Annotated in this window: 13 protein-coding genes; 8 read left to right on the forward strand and 5 right to left on the reverse strand. The window is 58.8% G+C overall.

Going from position 1 to position 18226, the window contains the following annotated elements:
• The first annotated feature begins 10 nt into the window (after positions 1–10).
• Both flgD and flgE read left to right on the forward strand, forming a co-directional pair.
• Complete coding sequence (gene flgD / locus ICA16_RS07755; protein ID WP_150616071.1) at positions 11–736, forward strand: flagellar hook assembly protein FlgD; 726 nt, start codon at positions 11–13, stop codon at positions 734–736.
• A gap of 30 nt (positions 737–766) precedes the next feature.
• Entirely contained in the window at positions 767–2101 is a 1335-nt protein-coding gene (flgE, locus tag ICA16_RS07760) for a flagellar hook protein FlgE (protein WP_210554071.1), read from the forward strand.
• Positions 2102–2791: 690 nt separating this feature from the next.
• Here the strand turns inward: flgE and ICA16_RS07765 are convergent.
• Positions 2792–5686, reverse strand: a complete 2895-nt coding sequence (locus ICA16_RS07765; protein WP_210554070.1) for a ribonucleoside-diphosphate reductase subunit alpha — start codon at positions 5684–5686, stop codon at positions 2792–2794.
• Between the two features lie 851 nt (positions 5687–6537).
• On the opposite strand from ICA16_RS07765, the gene ICA16_RS07770 reads away from it, so the two are divergent.
• Both ICA16_RS07770 and ICA16_RS07775 read left to right on the forward strand, forming a co-directional pair.
• Positions 6538–7260, forward strand: a complete 723-nt coding sequence (locus ICA16_RS07770) for a response regulator (protein WP_150597780.1) — start codon at positions 6538–6540, stop codon at positions 7258–7260.
• Complete coding sequence (locus ICA16_RS07775) at positions 7257–8867, forward strand: ATP-binding protein (RefSeq protein WP_150616068.1); 1611 nt, start codon at positions 7257–7259, stop codon at positions 8865–8867. The genes ICA16_RS07770 and ICA16_RS07775 overlap by 4 nt, the downstream gene beginning before the upstream one ends.
• Before the next feature lie 117 nt (positions 8868–8984).
• On the opposite strand, the gene ICA16_RS07780 is transcribed toward ICA16_RS07775, so the two are convergent.
• Positions 8985–9710 (reverse strand): 4'-phosphopantetheinyl transferase family protein, encoded by a 726-nt coding sequence (locus ICA16_RS07780; protein WP_150616067.1) that lies wholly within the window; start codon positions 9708–9710, stop codon positions 8985–8987.
• Between the two features lie 144 nt (positions 9711–9854).
• Entirely contained in the window at positions 9855–10646 is a 792-nt protein-coding gene (locus ICA16_RS07785; protein ID WP_210700344.1) for a dienelactone hydrolase family protein, read from the reverse strand.
• A gap of 142 nt (positions 10647–10788) precedes the next feature.
• Between ICA16_RS07785 and ICA16_RS07790 the strand changes: the two genes are divergently transcribed.
• The 3 genes from ICA16_RS07790 (at position 10789) to ICA16_RS07800 (ending at position 13565) form a co-directional block, all read left to right on the forward strand.
• The gene (locus ICA16_RS07790; protein ID WP_150604253.1) at positions 10789–11394 is read left to right on the forward strand and encodes a porin family protein; all 606 of its coding nucleotides are present in this window, start codon (positions 10789–10791) and stop codon (positions 11392–11394) included.
• A gap of 150 nt (positions 11395–11544) precedes the next feature.
• A complete protein-coding gene (locus ICA16_RS07795) occupies positions 11545–12222 on the forward strand; it encodes a response regulator transcription factor (RefSeq protein WP_210554068.1) in 678 nt (225 codons plus the stop codon).
• Positions 12219–13565, forward strand: a complete 1347-nt coding sequence (locus ICA16_RS07800; RefSeq protein WP_150616065.1) for an ATP-binding protein — start codon at positions 12219–12221, stop codon at positions 13563–13565. The genes ICA16_RS07795 and ICA16_RS07800 overlap by 4 nt, the downstream gene beginning before the upstream one ends.
• Positions 13566–14105: 540 nt before the next feature.
• Here the strand turns inward: ICA16_RS07800 and ICA16_RS07805 are convergent.
• Both ICA16_RS07805 and ICA16_RS07810 read right to left on the reverse strand, forming a co-directional pair.
• Positions 14106–15170, reverse strand: a complete 1065-nt coding sequence (locus ICA16_RS07805; protein ID WP_210700345.1) for a S8 family peptidase — start codon at positions 15168–15170, stop codon at positions 14106–14108.
• A 332-nt stretch (positions 15171–15502) separates the two neighbouring features.
• Positions 15503–16501: an AraC family transcriptional regulator gene (locus ICA16_RS07810; RefSeq protein WP_150616063.1), complete on the reverse strand. Its 999-nt coding sequence runs from the start codon at positions 16499–16501 to the stop codon at positions 15503–15505.
• A 349-nt stretch (positions 16502–16850) separates the two neighbouring features.
• Between ICA16_RS07810 and ICA16_RS07815 the strand changes: the two genes are divergently transcribed.
• Complete coding sequence (locus ICA16_RS07815; protein WP_150616062.1) at positions 16851–18185, forward strand: dicarboxylate/amino acid:cation symporter; 1335 nt, start codon at positions 16851–16853, stop codon at positions 18183–18185.
• Positions 18186–18226 lie beyond the last annotated feature (41 nt).

Here is an 18226-nt window from a genome sequence, read left to right on the forward strand (position 1 = left end):
GGCGACTGTCATGAGCGTTACCGATACCACCAGCGGCCTCAGCATGAACGACATCCTGGCGAACTCTTCGAAGAGCACCAGTTCGACCACTGGTGGCATTGCTTCGGCCACCAACAGCGCCACCGGCGGTCAAGCCCTGGGCAAGGATGCGTTCCTGCAGCTGCTGGTCACCCAGCTGAAAAACCAGAACCCGCTCGATCCGCAGGACAACAGCGCATTCGTTGCGCAGTTGGCGCAGTTCAGCAGCCTGGAAGGCATTACCACGCTCAACAGCACCGTTAGCGGGCTGGCCGGCAACTACAACTCGTCGCAAGCGTTGCAGGCGTCGTCTCTGGTTGGCCGCAACGTGATTGTGCAGACCAATACCGCACAGCTCGACGACCCGACCAAAGGCATGACTGGTTCGGTAACCGTGCCATCGTCCATCGCGGAAGGCACCGTGACGATCACCGACAAGGACGGCAAAACGGTTCGCACCATCGACCTGGGTAGCCGCGCCGCTGGCGCCGCCAGTTTCACGTGGGATGGCAAGGACACCAGCGGCACCGTGGTGCCCGTCGGTACTTACACCTTCAAGGCCAACGCACCGATCAACGGCGCCGCGACGGACCTGGCAACTTACCTGCCGGCCACCGTCAACAGCGTGACGATCAGCCAGACCGGCGGCGAGCTGATGCTCAACCTGGCCGGCAAGGGCAGCGTCGCCCTGTCCAAAGTACAAACCATTGGTATATAGAGCCGACTAACCGGCACAAAGGAGTGGAATATGTCTTTCAATATCGGCCTTAGCGGTCTCTATGCAGCCAACAAACAACTGGACGTGACCGGCAACAACATCGCCAACGTCGCGACTGCCGGTTTCAAATCTTCCCGTGCAGAGTTTGAAGACGTCTACTCGGCGACCAAACTGGGCACCGGCAGCAAGGTCATCGGTAACGGTGTGCGCCTGGCCAACGTTTCGCAGCAGTTCACCCAGGGTGACATCAGCAACACCGGCAACGTGTTGGACATGGGCATCAACGGCTCGGGTTTCTTCACCATGAGCAATAACGGCTCGATCTCCTATACCCGTGCCGGTACATTCAAGGTCGATGACGCCGGTTTCATCACCAACACCGATTACACCTCGCGCCTGCAAGGTTACGGCGTGGATGCCAACGGCAAGGTCATCAACGGTGTGTTGACCGACCTGAAAATCGACACCTCGAACCTGGCACCGAAGTCGACTTCGGCCGTGGGATCGAGCATCAACCTGAACTCTTCGTCCCCCGTGATCGTTGATACTGGCGCCAACGCCGTCATATTCGATCCGTCCAAGGTCGAGACCTACACCAAGTCGTTCAGCACCCCGATCTATGATACGCAGGGCAACAAACACGACATGGATCAGTATGTGGTGAAGACGGGCGAAAACACCTGGAAGGTATACACGTTGGTTGACGGTCGTAACCCGGATGCAACGGGTAGCGATCCAAAAACCACTCCGCCAGTGGCATCGACCCTGACCTTTGACTCTGCAGGCAAGTTGACTCAGGTCAGCACACCAAACCCGGCAGATCCGGCCGATCCGATCATCAGCAGCGACCTGACGCTGAAAAGCTGGAGGCCGGGCACGGTGACCAACGGTGTCTTTACGCCCAACGGCGCAGCTGCCAACCCGGCTGGTGTGACCATTTCGATGGCCAAGACTACCCAGTACAACGCGGACAACTCGCGTACGATTCCGACTCAGGATGGTTACGCCACTGGCCAGATCACAAACCTGACCATCGACGGCACTGGTACTCTGTTCGCCAACTTCAGCAACAATCAGAACAAGGCCATCGGCCAGGTTGCGCTGGCCAGCTTCACCAACGAGCAGGGTCTGCAGGCTGTTGGTGGTACTAGCTGGAAAGAAACCTTTGCTTCGGGTATCCCGGGTTACGACGCTCCGGAAACCGGTACTCTGGGTTCCATTCAGTCCAACTCTCTGGAAGAGTCGAACGTTAACCTGACCAATGAGCTGGTTGATCTGATCAAGGGTCAATCGAACTATCAGGCGAACGCGAAAACGATTTCGACTCAGAGCACGATTATGCAGACCATTATTCAGATGGCTTGATTCTGGGTATTGGCTGTACAGGGAGCCCCTCTTTTTGAGGGGCTTTTTTGTGGGTGATTTTTGCTGGTTTTTGGGTGTTTATCCGTTGCTGTGGTTAGGGCTGCTTAGGGTTTCGCCCTTACGGCGAGTCACCTTTTCCAGACGCCGAAAAGGTAACCCAAAAGGCTTTGCCCTGACGTTCGGCCCGCTCGCTGGGGCTCGGGGTTCCTTCGCTCCGGGATCCATCCGGGGCATCGATTTCGGTTTGCTTCGCTGCACCTCCTTTCGATGTCTTCCCCGGATGAACCCCTACGCTCAGCCTCCCGACGGGCCTTCAGATCAAGAGCTGCACTCGAGCTAACGCTCATTGTGTTGAGTGGTGAGGGGCGGGTGTTTGGCTTTTGTTTTTTCAGGTCGGCGTATCTCTCCCAAACACCTCGGTCAGTCCCCTCTCCCTCTGGGAGAGGGCTAGGGTGAGGGGTTCTTGATCTGGCCTTAGCTCTTGATCTGGCTTTTGATCTTCTGCCCCATCGGCATTCCGGTGTTTGGAAAAGTGAGTCGCGGTAAGAGCGAGGCCGCCAGCGGCTACCTCCGCAGCAACGGATATGCCCCAACCCCAAAAAACAAAACCCCCGACAAACCAAAAGTCTGTCGGGGGTTTTCTTTTGCCTGGAGGAATCAGGCGTTTCGCAACGCCTGATTCAGCTCAGCTTATTGGCAAGCTTCGCAATCCGGCTCGTCAATCGCGCAAGCCTTCGGCACTGGAGCGGGACCGGCAGGAGCAGCCAGGACCGAATCTTCACCGTGGTTGCCGCCGCTGGAAACAGCGTTCAGCTTGCCGGTGTTGATGGTCGACTTCTCGGTGCTGGTCGCGGCCAGGGCACGGAGGTAGTAGGTGGTTTTCAGACCACGGTACCAAGCCATGCGGTAGGTGACGTCCAGCTTCTTGCCCGATGCGCCGGCGATGTACAGGTTCAGCGACTGGGCCTGGTCGATCCACTTCTGACGACGGCTGGCCGCGTCAACGATCCACTTGGTGTCCACTTCGAACGCAGTTGCGTAGAGCTCTTTGAGCTCTTGCGGGATGCGCTCGATCTGCTGAACCGAACCGTCGTAGTACTTCAGGTCGTTGATCATGACCGAGTCCCACAGACCGCGCGCCTTGAGGTCGCGAACCAGGTACGGGTTGATCACGGTGAATTCGCCCGACAGGTTCGATTTCACATACAGGTTCTGGTAGGTCGGTTCGATCGACTGCGATACGCCAGTGATGTTGGCGATGGTTGCGGTCGGTGCGATGGCCATGATGTTGGAGTTACGAATGCCTTTCTGTACACGGGCGCGAACCGGTGCCCAGTCCAGGGATTCGTTCAGGTCAACGTCGATGTACTTCTGGCCACGTTGTTCGATCAGGATCTGTTGCGAATCCAGCGGCAGAATGCCTTTGGACCACAGCGAACCCTGGAACGTCTCGTAAGCGCCGCGCTCGTCAGCCAGGTCGCAAGAGGCCTGGATGGCGTAGTAGCTGACCGCTTCCATCGACTTGTCGGCGAACTCGACGGCAGCGTCGGAGCCGTAGGCGATGTGCTGCAGGTACAAAGCGTCCTGGAAGCCCATGATGCCCAGACCCACCGGACGGTGGCGGAAGTTGGAGTTCTTCGCCTGCGGTACCGAGTAGTAGTTGATGTCGATCACGTTATCGAGCATGCGCACGGCGGTGTTCACGGTGCGTTGCAGTTTAACGGTGTCCAGCTTGCCGTCGACGATGTGGTTCGGCAGGTTGATCGAGCCCAGGTTGCAGACCGCGATCTCGTCCTTGTTGGTGTTCAAGGTGATCTCGGTGCACAGGTTCGAGCTGTGAACCACGCCGACGTGCTGCTGCGGGCTACGCAGGTTGCAAGGGTCTTTGAAGGTCAGCCATGGGTGGCCGGTTTCGAAGAGCATGGACAGCATTTTGCGCCACAGGTCTTTGGCCTGGATGGTCTTGAACAGCTTGATCTTGCCTGGGTACTGGGACAGCGCTTCGTAGTACTCGTAACGCTCTTCGAAAGCCTTGCCGGTCAGGTCGTGCAGATCCGGTACTTCGGATGGCGAGAACAGGGTCCACGGACCGTCATCGAAGACGCGCTTCATGAACAGGTCAGGGATCCAGTTGGCAGTGTTCATGTCGTGGGTACGACGACGATCATCACCGGTGTTCTTGCGGAGTTCGATGAACTCCTCGATGTCCATGTGCCAGGTTTCCAGGTAAGCACACACAGCGCCTTTGCGCTTGCCACCCTGGTTAACGGCTACAGCGGTGTCGTTCACGACTTTGAGGAACGGAACCACGCCTTGCGACTTGCCGTTGGTACCTTTGATGTACGAACCCAGCGCACGGACCGGGGTCCAGTCGTTGCCCAGGCCGCCAGCAAATTTCGACAACATGGCGTTGTCGTGAATCGCGTGGTAAATGCCCGACAGGTCATCCGGCACGGTGGTCAGGTAGCAGCTCGACAGCTGAGGACGCAGGGTACCGGCGTTGAACAGGGTCGGAGTCGAAGCCATGTAGTCGAACGAGGACAGCAGGTTGTAGAACTCGATCGCACGGTCTTCTTTGTTCTTCTCTTCGATCGCCAGGCCCATGGCCACGCGCATGAAGAAGATCTGCGGCAGTTCGAAACGCACGCCATCCTTGTGGATGAAGTAACGGTCGTAAAGGGTCTGCAGGCCCAGGTAGGTAAATTGCTGATCGCGCTCGTGGTTGATCGCCTTGCCCAGTTTTTCCAGGTCGAAGGTGGCCAGCACAGGGTTCAGCAGTTCGAACTCGATACCTTTGGCGATGTAAGCCGGCAAGGCCTTGGCGTACAGGTCGGCCATTTCGTGGTGAGTGGCGCTCTCGGTCACTTCCAGGAAGTTCAGGCCTTCGGCACGCAGGGTGTCCATCAGCAGGCGGGCGGTCACGAACGAGTAGTTCGGCTCGCGCTCAACCAGGGTACGGGCGGTCATCACCAGAGCGGTGTTGACGTCGGTCAGGGCCACGCCGTCGTACAGGTTTTTCAGGGTTTCGCGCTGGATCAGGTCGCCGTCGACTTCAGCCAGGCCTTCGCAGGCTTCGGTGACGATGGTGTTCAGGCGACCCATGTCCAGCGGCGCCAGGCTGCCGTCGGCACGGGTGATGCGGATCGACGGATGCGCGTTGACGGCTTCTTCGGCCGGGGCGTGGGCAGCGCGTTCTTTCGAACGACCGTCGCGGTAGATCACGTAGTCGCGAGCGACTTTCTGCTCACCGGCACGCATCAGGGCCAGTTCGACCTGGTCCTGGATTTCTTCGATGTGGATGGTGCCGCCCGAAGGCATGCGACGCTTGAAGGTCGCGGTGACCTGTTCGGTCAGGCGGGCAACGGTGTCGTGGATTCGCGACGAAGCGGCAGCGGTGCCGCCCTCAACTGCGAGAAACGCTTTGGTGATAGCGACGGTGATCTTGTCATCGGTGTAAGGAACGACAGTGCCATTACGCTTGATCACGCGCAGTTGACCAGGCGCGGTGGCTGCCAGATCCGAATTCGAATCGGCGGCCTGCGGCAAGGTGCCCTGCGGGTTCTCGCGAGTTGTGTCGGTTTGCATGAGGGATTGTCTCCACATTCTCTATGTTTGTTTGGGCACCATCATGGTGCTCACCGTTCTGTCCCGAAGCACTACTACCGACGAGAGTCGGCATTCACAACTTCGGAGCAGTAGGAAAAAGGCTACGACGCCGCATCCTTGCCGAAGTTTTTGGTTGCGAGCACATGCTCGAACCGGATTCCTTTCAGGTGACAGTTATGACTGCAACACCCATACCGTTTTGCCCGTTCGGAGCTATAAAAACGGTGCCATCCGCGAGTGCGGTCTGGTCTTCGAAAAACTTGCTGTGTTCAAGCTGAAACTGGCCATAAATCGCTTGAGTTTCAGCTCTGAAATGTGGTTGGGCTTTTCAGGTGAAAACCCTACATGTAGGGTCTCTGTTTTCGCCGTGCTACAAGATAATGCGTTTTAAGGGGTGTTGCAACGTACGGGCTGTGGATAAACCTGTGCGTAAATTGTGTAAGAAAGCTGGAATTCCCGTGTAGGCCGCGAACCTGCTGACCTAGACCGTTTGTCACTGTTTTTCCGCCGACAAAATCGCTTCAGCGGTTTTTTAAGGGCGCGAACCCTATCACAAAAGCTGACCTTGTCCGAACGCATTTACCGACTTGTGTTCTGGCTGTACGCCGTTTATACAATCGGCTCACGCGCAGGCATTCTTATCCTCCAAAAACATGACAAATGAACGGGAGGATCGTGGATATTCCACATGCTTTTGTAGGAGCTGCCGAAGGCTGCGATCTTTTGATTGTAAAAAACCAGATCAAAAGATCGCAGCGTTCCGCAGCTCCTGCAGAGTCTGATTCGCAGCCATCCCTTCTATTAATAAAAACAGCAAGCAGAGGTCACCGGTGGAGCAACAAGCCTTTCAGATATTGATAGTCGAGGATGATCAACGTCTGGCCGAACTCACTCGGGACTACCTGCAAGCCAATGGATTGCGCGTCGAAATCGAAGGCAACGGCGCGCTGGCGGCGGCGCGGATCATCACCGAGCAGCCGGATCTGGTGATCCTCGATCTGATGCTCCCCGGTGAAGATGGCCTGACGATCTGCCGCAAGGTGCGCGACCGTTATGACGGGCCCATCCTGATGCTGACCGCGCGCACCGACGATGCCGACCAGATCCAGGGGCTCGACCTCGGCGCCGACGATTACGTGTGCAAACCGGTGCGTCCGCGACTGCTGCTGGCACGCATTCAGGCATTGCTGCGACGCAGTGACACACCCGAGCCGAGCGCGGAAAAAAGCCGTCGCCTGCAATTCGGCCCGCTGGTGGTCGACAACGCCTTGCGCGAGGCTTGGCTGAGCGACAACGGCATCGAGCTGACCAGTGCCGAATTCGACCTGCTTTGGCTGCTGGTGTCCAACGCCGGGCGCATCCTGTCGCGGGAGGAAATCTTCACTGCGCTGCGCGGTATCGGTTACGACGGCCAGGACCGTTCGATCGATGTGCGTATCTCGCGCATCCGCCCGAAAATCGGTGATGACCCCGATCACCCGCGCCTGATCAAGACCATCCGCAGCAAAGGCTATCTGTTTGTCCCTGAAGCCTGCGTAGACCTGACGCTGTGAACTCGATCTTTCTGCGCATCTACGGCGGCATGTGCGCAGCGCTGATTCTGGTGGCGGTGCTCGGTGTGCTGGCGCTGCACCTGCTCAATCAGGTGCGCAGCGAACAATATCGCGAGCGTCTGGCCCATGGCACGTTCTCGCTGATGGCCGACAACCTGCAACCGATGAACGAAACCGAGCGCCATCGTGCGCTGCTGGTGTGGGAGCGACTGCTGGGGATTCCGCTGGCGCTGAAGAAATTTGCCGAAACCGATCTCGATCTGTCTCAGCGCGCCCGGGTGCAGCGCGGTCTGGCGCTGGTCGAGCAGACCGGGCCACACGCGGCGAAGGTCTATCGACTGGTCAGCGATAAGGAACAACTCGTCCTCACTGGCGAGGTGCAGCAGATCAGCGAGCAACTGGCCCGGGCGACGATTTACCTGCTGGCTGATGAGCTGGTGCGCGTGCCAGTGGCCGAGCAACCGAAACGGCTGGCGCAGATAAAGAAAGACAAGGGTTTTGGTTTTGACCTGCGGCTGGTCACGATCAATGACGCCGACATGGACGAAGACCAGAGCCGGCGCGTGTCCGAGGGCGATACGGTGATGGCGCTGGGCAAGGGCGGCGATTCGATCCGTGTCTTTGCCGGCATGGTCGGCACGCCGTGGGTGCTGGAAATCGGCCCGTTGTATCAGATGAATCCGTATCCGCCGGAGTGGCTGGTGCTGATCGCCGCGCTCGGTCTGAGTTTGATCGGCCTCATCGTTTATCTATTGGTGCGTCAGTTGGAGCGGCGTTTGCGCGGTCTCGAAGCAGCGGCCACGCGCATCGCCAAGGGCAGCCTGGAAACCCGCGTGCCGGCGCGCGGTGCCGACTCGGTCGGGCGACTGGCTTCGGCGTTCAATGGCATGGCCGAGCACTTGCAGCAATTGCTGGCGATCCAGCGTGAACTGGTGCGCGCGGTGTCTCACGAATTGCGCACGCCGGTGGCGCGCCTGCGTTTCGGTCTGGAGATGATCGGCTCGGCGACCACCCCGCAAGCACTGGAAAAGTACCGGGAGGGCATGGATCACGACATCGAGGACCTCGATAAGCTGGTCGACGAAATGCTCACTTACGCGCGGCTGGAGCAGGGTTCGCCGGCGCTGACGTTTCAGCGCATTGACCTCGATGCACTGGTCAATCAGGTGATCGAAGAGCTGGCGCCGTTGCGCGCCGAGGTCACGGTGCAGCGTGGGTTGTGCCTGTCGGCTGCCGACAATGATGATGCCTGGGTCGAGGCTGAGCCTCGGTATCTGCACCGCGCCCTGCAGAATCTGGTGGGTAACGCGATGCGCCACGCCCACTCGAAGGTCACGGTGAGTTATCAGGTCGGGCAATTGCGTTGTCGGGTCGACATCGAAGATGACGGGCCGGGTGTGCCGGAGGTGGCGTGGGAGCGGATATTTACGCCATTCCTTCGTCTGGATGACAGTCGCACTCGGGCGTCAGGCGGGCATGGTTTGGGGTTATCGATTGTGCGGCGGATCATCCACTGGCATGACGGCCGGGCAATCATTGGCAAGAGCAAAAGCCTGGGTGGGGCTTGCTTTAGCCTGAGTTGGCCGCGCAACCAGGAACGGCGCTGATTCCGGTGGCGGCAGTGCTGGTCCCATCGCGAGCAGGCTCACTCCTACATTTGGAATGCGTTTCCCTTGTAGGAGTGAGCCTGCTCGCGATAGGGCCTATTCAGGCAACGCAAAGGTTCAGGCAGGAATGCTGACCAGGCTCAATAACTGTCCATCCTGCACCCCGAACTGGGCATCCAGCTCTGTGCCGTTGCGCCACTCGCCCGACAGATCGGTTAACAAACGCAACCGGACCGATCCCGCCTCGGTCCACTCCAGCACTTCGGCGTGCTCGAAGTAAAAGCGTTTCTGCACGATCGGGTAGAGCGCCTTGAACAAACTCTCTTTCACCGAAAACGTCAGCGTCACCCACAGAGCCAATTGATCCGGCGATGCTGCAGCCATGCGCTGCATTTCCGGCGCGGTCAGAATTTCTCCGGCCAGGCGCTCGGCGCGTTCGCGGTTGAGCAGGTTTTCCAGGTCCATGCCCAAACCGCGCCAATGCTGCTTGTTGGCGACAATCGCCGCCGCGCGGCCGGTGCTGTGGGTGATCGAGCCGCAGATGTGCGCCGGCCAGACCGGCGCGCGATCTTCGCCAATCGGCGGAACCACGCCGCTGCCCTGAAGTTGCTGCAATGCCGCGCGGGCACAGATGCGCCCGGCGAGAAACTCCGCCTGCCGCTTCGCTACCGAACGCTGGATACTCGGCGGCGGCTCGATGGCGCTGCGCTGGAAGTCATCGCCAAGCAGCTGTGACGGATCGAAATGCGTGCTGAGCAGCACCGTGTCGGGCAACACCGTCGGCAACGGCCAGTGGGCGTCGAGCGGGGTGCAACAGGCGGGGAGGGTTGGAGTTGGATTCATGGCGGGCATTTTGCCGGTTAGCACAAGAGCTGGGTAGTGCATATCAATGTAGGAGCTGCCGAAGGCTGCGATCTTTTGATCTTGTTTTTTGCAATCAAAGTCAAAAGATCGCAGCCTTCGGCAGCTCCTACACGGGGGATGCGATCAGTTGAAGATCTTCTTGAAGAACGCCTGCATGTCCGCCCAGGATTTTTCGTCGGCGGCCTTGCTGTAGCCGATATCCGGGCCTCCATGCTCGCCATGACTCAAGCGATCAGCATCCGGATTGCTGAAACCATGCTTGGCACCGTCCAGGCTGACGAATTTATAGTCAGCGCCAGCCTTGTCCATTTCAGCCTTGAACGCGGTAACGGCGTCAGGTGTGACCATGCTGTCGAGCGCGCCATGTTCCACCAGAACTTTCGCTTTCACACTGCCAGGCGTGGCCGGGGTTTTGGTTGCCAGTGCGCCGTGGAAACTCACCACGCCCGCCAACGGCACACCCTGACGCGCCGCGTTCAACACCACCGCACCGCCGAAGCAGTAGCCGATGGCCGCAAGTTTGCTGACGTCGGTCTGCGGCTGTTTCTTCAGCAAATCGAGCCCTGCTTCGAAACGTTTGCTGGCGGCCGCCGCGTCTGCAGTCGCTGCCTGCATGAACGCCATCGCATCTTTCGGGTGCTCGGTGTTCTTGCCTTCGCCGTACATATCGATCGCCAGCGCGCTGTAACCGAGTTCGGCCAGATCCCGCGCGCGGCGCTTGGCGTAATCGTTCAGGCCCCACCATTCATGCACCACGACAATCCCCGGGCGCTTGCCCTTGATGGCGTCGTCGTAGGCGTAGTAACCGATCAGCTTCGTGCCGTCGGCGCTCTGGTAGGGGATTTCTTCAGTCTTGATCGCAGCCTGGGTGAGGCTGCTGACGGCCAGTAACGTGAGGGCGAGGAACAGGCGCATGGTCGGTCTCCTTATTGATAAGTGGTCAAAACAGCCTAGTCGATTTGGTTCAGGTCAGGTTCAGAGAGCGTTCAGGGGCGGTACAGGGGAGGGTCAGTAACCTTGCGCCATACCCAAACAGCACTGTGAAAGAGGAAATACCATGACTCGTTTAAACAAACTGCTGCTGGCATTTACCGTAATGAGCGCCAGCATCGCGGCCCATGCCGACACCACTTCCAACTTCGCTGGCCTGACTTTCGGCCAGACCAGCGACAAGATCAAAAAGTCCCACGCACTGAACGATAACCTTGATCACCCGAACGCCACTGGCGCGATCGACGGCAACAACACCTACGGCGTGCGCGTCGGTCAGCAAAACTCGCAAGGTCGCTACTACGCCACCTACGACAATGTGTCCGGTTCGCACAATGGCATTAAACTGCGTCAGGAAAACCTGCTGGGCAGCTACGATCTGTTTTACCCGGTGGGCAGCAGCACCAAACTGTTCGGCGGCGCAACGGCCGGTCTGACCAAGCTGACTCAGGAATCCCCAGGCTTTAGCCGTGACAGCGACATCGGTTATGCAGTCGGCGGCCAGTTCGGTGTGATGCAGCAAGTTTCGCAAAACACCTCGGTGGAACTCGGTTACCGTTACCTGCGCAGCAATGCCAGCACCGAGATGAGCGAACGCGGTGGCAGCAAGCAAGGCTCGCTGGACCTGACCAGCAGCGCGCAGACGTACTTGTCGGCCAACTACTTTTTCTAAGGAAGTTCGCCTTCTGCACCCTGTGGGAGCTAGCCTGCTGGCGATAGCGTCCTGACAGCCGATCATATTGTCGGCTGTCGAATCGCTATCGCCAGCAGGCTAGCTCCCACACAAGTTGTCTGGAGCATTTGATTTACCCGGGAGAGCGTCATGAAACTATTGGTCGTCGAAGATGAAGCGCTGTTGCGCCATCACCTGCAAACCCGCCTGACGGAGAGCGGTCACGTGGTCGAGTCCGTGGCCAATGCCGAAGAGGCGCTGTACCAGACCGGCCAGTTCAACTTTGATCTGGCGGTGATTGATCTCGGTCTGCCGGGCATGGGCGGTCTCGACCTGATTCGTCAGTTGCGTTCAGGCGGCAAGACCTTCCCGATCCTGATCCTCACCGCGCGCGGCAACTGGCAGGACAAGGTCGAAGGCCTCGCCGCCGGCGCCGATGATTACGTGGTCAAACCGTTCCAGTTCGAAGAGCTCGACGCGCGCTTGAATGCCTTGCTGCGCCGTTCCAGCGGCTTTACCCAGTCGACCATCGTTGCCGGCCCGCTGTTGCTTGATCTCAATCGCAAACAGGCGAGCCTCGATGAGCAACCGCTGGCGCTGACCGCCTATGAATACCGCATCCTCGAATACCTGATGCGCCATCACCAGCAAGTGGTGCCCAAGGATCGCTTGATGGAGCAGCTCTATCCGGACGACGGCGAGCGCGATCCAAATGTGATCGAAGTGCTGGTCGGTCGCTTGCGCCGGAAACTCGAAGGCCCGGCCGGGTTCAAGCCGATCGACACCGTGCGTGGCCTCGGCTACCTGTTCAATGAGCGCTGCACTTGATTCGTTCCCTTCGCGTTCGGCTGATGCTTGCCGCCACCACGTTGGCGGTGTTGTTCATGCTCGCCTTGCTACCAGCGATGCAGGGCGCATTCAGCCTTGCCTTGCAAGATTCGATCGAGCAACGCCTGGCCTCGGACGTCACCACGCTGATCTCTGCCGCGCGCGTTGAAAACGGGCGACTGATGATGCCGTCGCAGTTGCCCGATGAGCGTTTCAACCTCACCGACTTCCGTTTGCTCGGTTACATCTACGACCGTGAAGGGCATCTGGTGTGGCGCTCCAAAGCCACCCAGGAAGAACAGATCAACTACAAGCCGCGTTACGACGGACTCGGCAATGAGTTCGCGCGGATACGCGAAGCCAATGGTCAGGAGTTCTTCGTCTACGACGTTGAAGTCAAACTGCTCGGCGGCAAAAGTGCGGCGTTCAGCATCGTCGCCCTGCAACCGGTGCGCGAGTACGAAACCACCCTTCAAGGCCTGCGCGAAAACCTGTATCTGGGCTTCGGCGCCGCCTTGCTGGTGCTGCTGGCTCTGTTGTGGATCGGCCTGACCTGGGGCTTGAAAGCCTTGCGCCAACTCAGTCAGGAACTCGACGAAATCGAGACCGGCGCCCGCGAAAGTCTCACCGAACAACACCCGCGCGAACTGCTGCGTCTGACGGGTTCGCTTAACCGGTTGCTGCTTAGCGAACGGCAGCAGCGCAGCCGTTATCGCGACTCGCTGGATGATTTGGCGCACAGCCTGAAAACGCCGTTGGCGGTGCTGCAAGGCGTCAGTGAGGACATGGCTCAGCGGCCTAAAGACGTCGATCAGGCCTGGGTTCTGCAGAGTCAGATTGAGCGCATGAGTCAGCAGATCAGTTATCAGTTGCAGCGGGCGAGTTTGCGCAAAAGTGGGCTGGTGCGGCATCAGGTGCGGTTGCGTCCGGTGCTGCAAAGTCTGTGCGATACGTTGGACAAGGTGTATCGCGACAAGCGTGTGCGGGTGGCGTTTGATCTGCCGGAGCATTGTTACGTGCCGATTGAGCAGGGTGCTTTGCTGGAGATGATGGGGAATTTGCTGGAGAACGCTTATCGGCTTTGTCTGGGTGAGGTGCGCATCAGTGTGCGTGAGAGCCTGACCGGGGTTGAGTTGTGTGTTGAGGATGATGGGCCGGGTGTGCCGGCGGATCAGCGGGCGCGGATTCTTGAGCGTGGTGAGCGGCTGGATCGGCAGCATCCGGGGCAGGGGATTGGGTTGGCGGTGGTGAAGGATATTATTGAGAGCTATAACGCGAAGTTGATGTTGGGGGATTCGCCGATGGGGGGGGCTGCGTTTCGGATTGTTTTTCCGGTGGTTTGAGTTGGGGTTTGGGGTTGGGTGTATATCCGTTGCTGCGGTGATGGCAGCTTAGGGTTCCGCCCTTACGGCGGGTCACTTTTGGCAAACGCCCCAAAAGTAACCAAAAGGTCTGTGCCCTGACGTTCGGCCCACTCGCTGGGGCTCGGGGTTCCTTCGCTCCGGGATCCATCCGGGGCATCGATTCCGGTTTGCTTCGCTGCACCTCCTTTCGATGTCTTCCCCGGATGAACCCCTCCGCTCAGCCTGCCGACGGGCCTTTAAGATCAACAGCTGCACTCGAGCTAACGCTCATTGTGTTGAGTGGGGTGGCTGCGCCACGTGCTTCGCGGGTAAATTAGAACTGTGGGAGCCAGCGTGCTGGCGATGGCGGCCTGACAGCCGACCAGCCTCTAACGTGAACTCGGTTCAACTGTAGGAGCTGCCGGAGGCTGCGATCTTTTGATTCTGATCTTTGCGGTGCTTTTCTGGATGCGAGCACGGTTCGGTATACCGCGGGTGCGTACTTCCCCCTAACTCCTCCGTCAGTCCCTCAAAACTGCATCAATCAATGCTGGAGTCCGGCGCTTGGCGGGAGGCGGCTTCCAGATCCAGCAGTCCTTGTCCGTAGGCTTCGCTGTTGGCGTAGATGCCTGTCCGGTTGGCTGTGGCCAGCAGGTGTGCGCGGACTTGTTGTGGCGTGAGTTCGGGATAGCGACTTTGCAGCGCTGCCATGGCGCCACTGACCAGTGCTGCCGCGGGAGATGTGCCGGCAGTCTGGACGTATTTGCCATCCTTGTTGGTGGTCAACAGACCTTGGTCAGTACCTGAGTCGCCGCCCGGGACGGCGATGCACCAGGCCGCTGCCACGCCGCAGTAGTTGGATTTGGCATTGATGGCGCTGCCATCGTTTTTCAGTGCAACCACGGCGATCCAGTCTTTTTCAAGTTCTGGCAGGGCGAGTGGCAAGCCAGGTTCGGCCAAGGGTTCTCGTTTCAACTCGTTACCGGTCGGGAAGACGAATACCGCGCCGTCCTGAACCAGTTTTCGGGCGGTTGCCAGCGACTCCGGCATGACCTGCTTGTAGCGTGCTTCATTGATCTCGGTCGCCGGGATGGCATTCGCCCATGAGTTATTGAGGATCCGTGCGCCTTTGTCGAAACCGGCCTGCCAGGATTGGGCAATCTCGCTGTCGAAGAAAAACGGCTCGTTGTCGTCGCCGAATCGAAACGGGATCAGCTGTGCGTTGAACGCGACGCCGTGCATGCCCTGGTCGTCCTTGTTGGCTGCGAGAATGCCCGCCATCTGGGTGCCGTGTCCGATTCGGTCAAAGGTGCCGACGCGGTTTTCGACATGATCAAACCCCGGGTCACGCAGCCGTCCCTGAAACTCCGGCAAGTTGCTGTTCAATCCCGAGTCGATCAGTGCGACGGCCACGCCCTGACCGGTACCGCCGCGGGCATAAAGGGCTGAAGCATGGACAATCGCCAAGCCTTTCTGGGCCTGATATTCCGGCGTCTCGAACGGCGTCGGATCTATCGAGGGCTGTACGGGGTTTGTCAGGCATCCGGTTAACAGGAGTGTCAGCGCAAGCGCGGGGATGAGTGAAATATCGGGGATTTGAAGCATGATCGTTCCTTGATAAGGCTCCGTGCACAGCAGGCTTCCTCGCCTGTGCAAATGTCGCGGAGGAGGTTTTTTTGAAGCGAGAACCTTACCGGTGTGAAGCGATGAAGTGTCATGGAGGCAAAGTGCCCCGTCTGTTTCAAAGGATGGCGAATGGAAAAGTTCGAGTTATCCAAGCTTGAGGCGAGGGAGCGCAGCGTCCGGATTTACGTGCCTGCCCCGATTTTTATCGCCTGAATAAACGTTCAACGAAGGCGTTAAACCGACATCTTCAGACATGCTTTCAGGCTATGCATCGAGGCCTGTCATTACCTCTCCCAAATCCGTCAGCGTTTTCAATGCTCCTGCGCCCGATAAGCCCCGGGCGTTAACCCGGTCCACTTCTTGAACGCCCGATGAAACGCCGACGGTTCGGAAAAACCCAGCTGTTCAGCGATCTGTTGCAACGACAGATCCGCGCGGCCCAAATGGTAGATGGCGATATCCCGCCGCAGTTGATCTTTCAGCTCCTGAAAACTGGTGCCTTCCTCGCGCAAATGCCGGCGCAGGGTTTGCGGGCTGATGTGCAGGTGCGCGGCCACGGCGTCCAGGTCAGGCCAGCGTGCGCTGTCGCGGCTGAGCAAACGGCGCAGGCGGCTGCTCAGGCTGTCGCCGTCGTCGGGGCGTGACAGCAAATCAGCGGGGGAGCGTTCGAGGAAGTGTTTGAGGGTGCGTTCGTCCTGCAGCAACGGCATGTGCAGGTAGCGGCTGTGGAACAGCAGGCTGGTCTGGTCTGCTGAAAACGCCAAAGGGCAGGGGAACAGTAGATCGTACTCGGCGCCGTGGGCAGGTTTGGGATAGCTGAAGGTCACTTGCTCCAGGCGGATTCGCTGGCCGATCAGCCAACTGCCGAGACGATGCCAGATCACCAGCAGGCTTTCGCTGAGGAAGTGATCCGGGTCCCACCATTGCGCATCGTCGAGGCTCAGTCGCACCCATTCGTCTTCGCGGCTGAGGCTCAGGCGCGGGGCGTCGGGGAACAGGCTGTAAAACAGCAGGCCGCGTTGCAGAGCCTTTTCCAGATTGCGGCAGTGGATCGAGGCGTGGCACATCATGGCGAAGCTGCCGGGTTTGCTCGCTGCCTTGCCGAAACCCAGGTATTCGTCGTCCAGTGCCAGCCACAGGCTCTGGATCAAGCGGGTGAACTGTTCCGGGGCGATGCGCGCGCGGGGCTCTTCGAGCAGTTCGGGGCCGATGCCCAGTTGCAACAGCAGGCCCGAGTAATCGAACCCCAGACGGCGTGCGCCACCGAGGGCGGCACGGGCGAAATGACTGGCAATGGTGCGTTCGCGCATAAGCGGCAGATCCTTCCTCAGGCGCCGGATGGTAGCCGGAGGGTGGCACGTGCAACAAGGCGGATTTCCGCCAAATTGTAGGACGAGAGCTGGCGAGTTGGCGGATATCCGCCACACCTGAGTAACTGAATGGTGACGATGAAAACCTGTAACCCCTGATATCAAAAGGCTCACAGCCATATGCACCAATGTGGCACGACGATTGCGATACAAGTGACAGAAGCGTGCGTTCTGCTTGCCGCAAAGCGCCGTTCCAACAACAAATCCCTCCAGTGCAGGAGGGTTCGCAATTCAGGTTTCGCTGACGACAGATGGATGTTGCCACGCGGGACGCTTGAGGAAACTTGCAATGACGACTCGTCAGCCAATTTACAAATCCCTGTATTTCCAGGTGATCGTTGCCATCGCTATCGGCATTCTGCTTGGTCACTTCTATCCGCAGACCGGTGTGGCCCTCAAGCCGCTGGGTGACGGGTTCATCAAACTGATCAAAATGGTCATCGCCCCGATCATCTTCTGTACCGTTGTCAGCGGCATCGCCGGCATGCAGAACATGAAATCGGTGGGCAAGACCGGCGGCTATGCGCTGCTGTATTTTGAAGTCGTATCCACCATCGCTTTGCTGATCGGCCTGATCGTCGTCAACGTCGTGCAGCCGGGCGCCGGCATGCATATCGACGTGACCACTCTGGATGCCTCGAAAATCGCCACCTATGTGACGGCCAGTAAAGACCAGAGCATCGTCGGCTTCCTGCTCAACGTGATCCCGAACACCATCGTCGGCGCGTTTGCCACTGGCGACATCCTGCAAGTGCTGATGTTCTCGGTGATCTTCGGCTACGCCCTGCATCGTCTGGGTTCGTATGGTCGTCCGCTGCTGGACATGATTGATCGCTTCGCCCACGTGATGTTCAACATCATCAACATGATCATGAAACTGGCGCCGCTCGGTGCGTTCGGTGCCATGGCTTTCACCATCGGTGCCTACGGTGTCGGCTCGCTGGTGCAACTGGGCCAGTTGATGATCTGCTTCTATATCACCTGCGTGCTGTTTGTGTTGGTGGTGTTGGGTGGGATCTGCCGCGCGCACGGTTTCAGTGTTTTGAAACTGATTCGCTACATCCGCGAAGAGCTGCTGATCGTACTGGGCACTTCGTCCTCTGAATCGGCACTGCCGCGCATGCTGATCAAAATGGAGCGTCTGGGTGCGAAGAAGTCGGTAGTCGGTCTGGTGATCCCGACCGGTTACTCGTTCAACCTCGACGGTACTTCGATCTACCTGACCATGGCCGCGGTGTTCATCGCTCAGGCAACCGACACCCACATGGACATCACCCACCAGATCACGCTGCTGCTGGTGTTGCTGTTGTCCTCCAAAGGTGCGGCTGGCGTAACCGGTTCGGGCTTCATCGTGCTGGCGGCTACGCTGTCGGCGGTAGGTCACCTGCCGGTGGCTGGTCTGGCGCTGATCCTGGGTATTGACCGCTTCATGTCCGAAGCTCGCGCCCTGACCAACCTGGTTGGTAACGCTGTTGCGACTATCGTTGTCGCCAAGTGGGTGAAAGAGCTGGACACCGACGTGCTGCAAACCGAACTGGCTTCGGGCGGTCGCGGTATCGCTGATACCCGTCCTGAAGATGACCTGGGTGTGGCTGAAGGCCCAACCCCGATTAACGTCAAGTAAGAAAAGATCCCGCATCTGTTGATGCGGGATTGTGAGAGCCC

Origin of the sequence: Pseudomonas anatoliensis (assembly GCF_017976235.1) — a bacterium.
In the GTDB taxonomy this organism is placed as follows: Bacteria; Pseudomonadota; Gammaproteobacteria; order Pseudomonadales; family Pseudomonadaceae; genus Aquipseudomonas; species Aquipseudomonas anatoliensis.

Excerpts from the sequence above, each read along its gene's own strand:
- ICA16_RS07815 (WP_150616062.1), top strand. The coding sequence starts at position 16,851 with ATGACGACTCGTCAGCCAATTTACAAATCCCTGTATTTCCAGGTGATC.
- ICA16_RS07765 (WP_210554070.1), bottom strand. The coding sequence starts at position 5,686 with ATGCAAACCGACACAACTCGCGAGAACCCGCAGGGCACCTTGCCGCAG.
- ICA16_RS07790 (WP_150604253.1), top strand. The coding sequence starts at position 10,789 with ATGACTCGTTTAAACAAACTGCTGCTGGCATTTACCGTAATGAGCGCC.
- ICA16_RS07805 (WP_210700345.1), bottom strand. The coding sequence starts at position 15,170 with ATGCTTCAAATCCCCGATATTTCACTCATCCCCGCGCTTGCGCTGACA.
- ICA16_RS07780 (WP_150616067.1), bottom strand. The coding sequence starts at position 9,710 with ATGAATCCAACTCCAACCCTCCCCGCCTGTTGCACCCCGCTCGACGCC.
- ICA16_RS07785 (WP_210700344.1), bottom strand. The coding sequence starts at position 10,646 with ATGCGCCTGTTCCTCGCCCTCACGTTACTGGCCGTCAGCAGCCTCACC.
- flgD (WP_150616071.1), top strand. The coding sequence starts at position 11 with ATGAGCGTTACCGATACCACCAGCGGCCTCAGCATGAACGACATCCTG.
- ICA16_RS07795 (WP_210554068.1), top strand. The coding sequence starts at position 11,545 with ATGAAACTATTGGTCGTCGAAGATGAAGCGCTGTTGCGCCATCACCTG.
- ICA16_RS07810 (WP_150616063.1), bottom strand. The coding sequence starts at position 16,501 with ATGCGCGAACGCACCATTGCCAGTCATTTCGCCCGTGCCGCCCTCGGT.
- flgE (WP_210554071.1), top strand. The coding sequence starts at position 767 with ATGTCTTTCAATATCGGCCTTAGCGGTCTCTATGCAGCCAACAAACAA.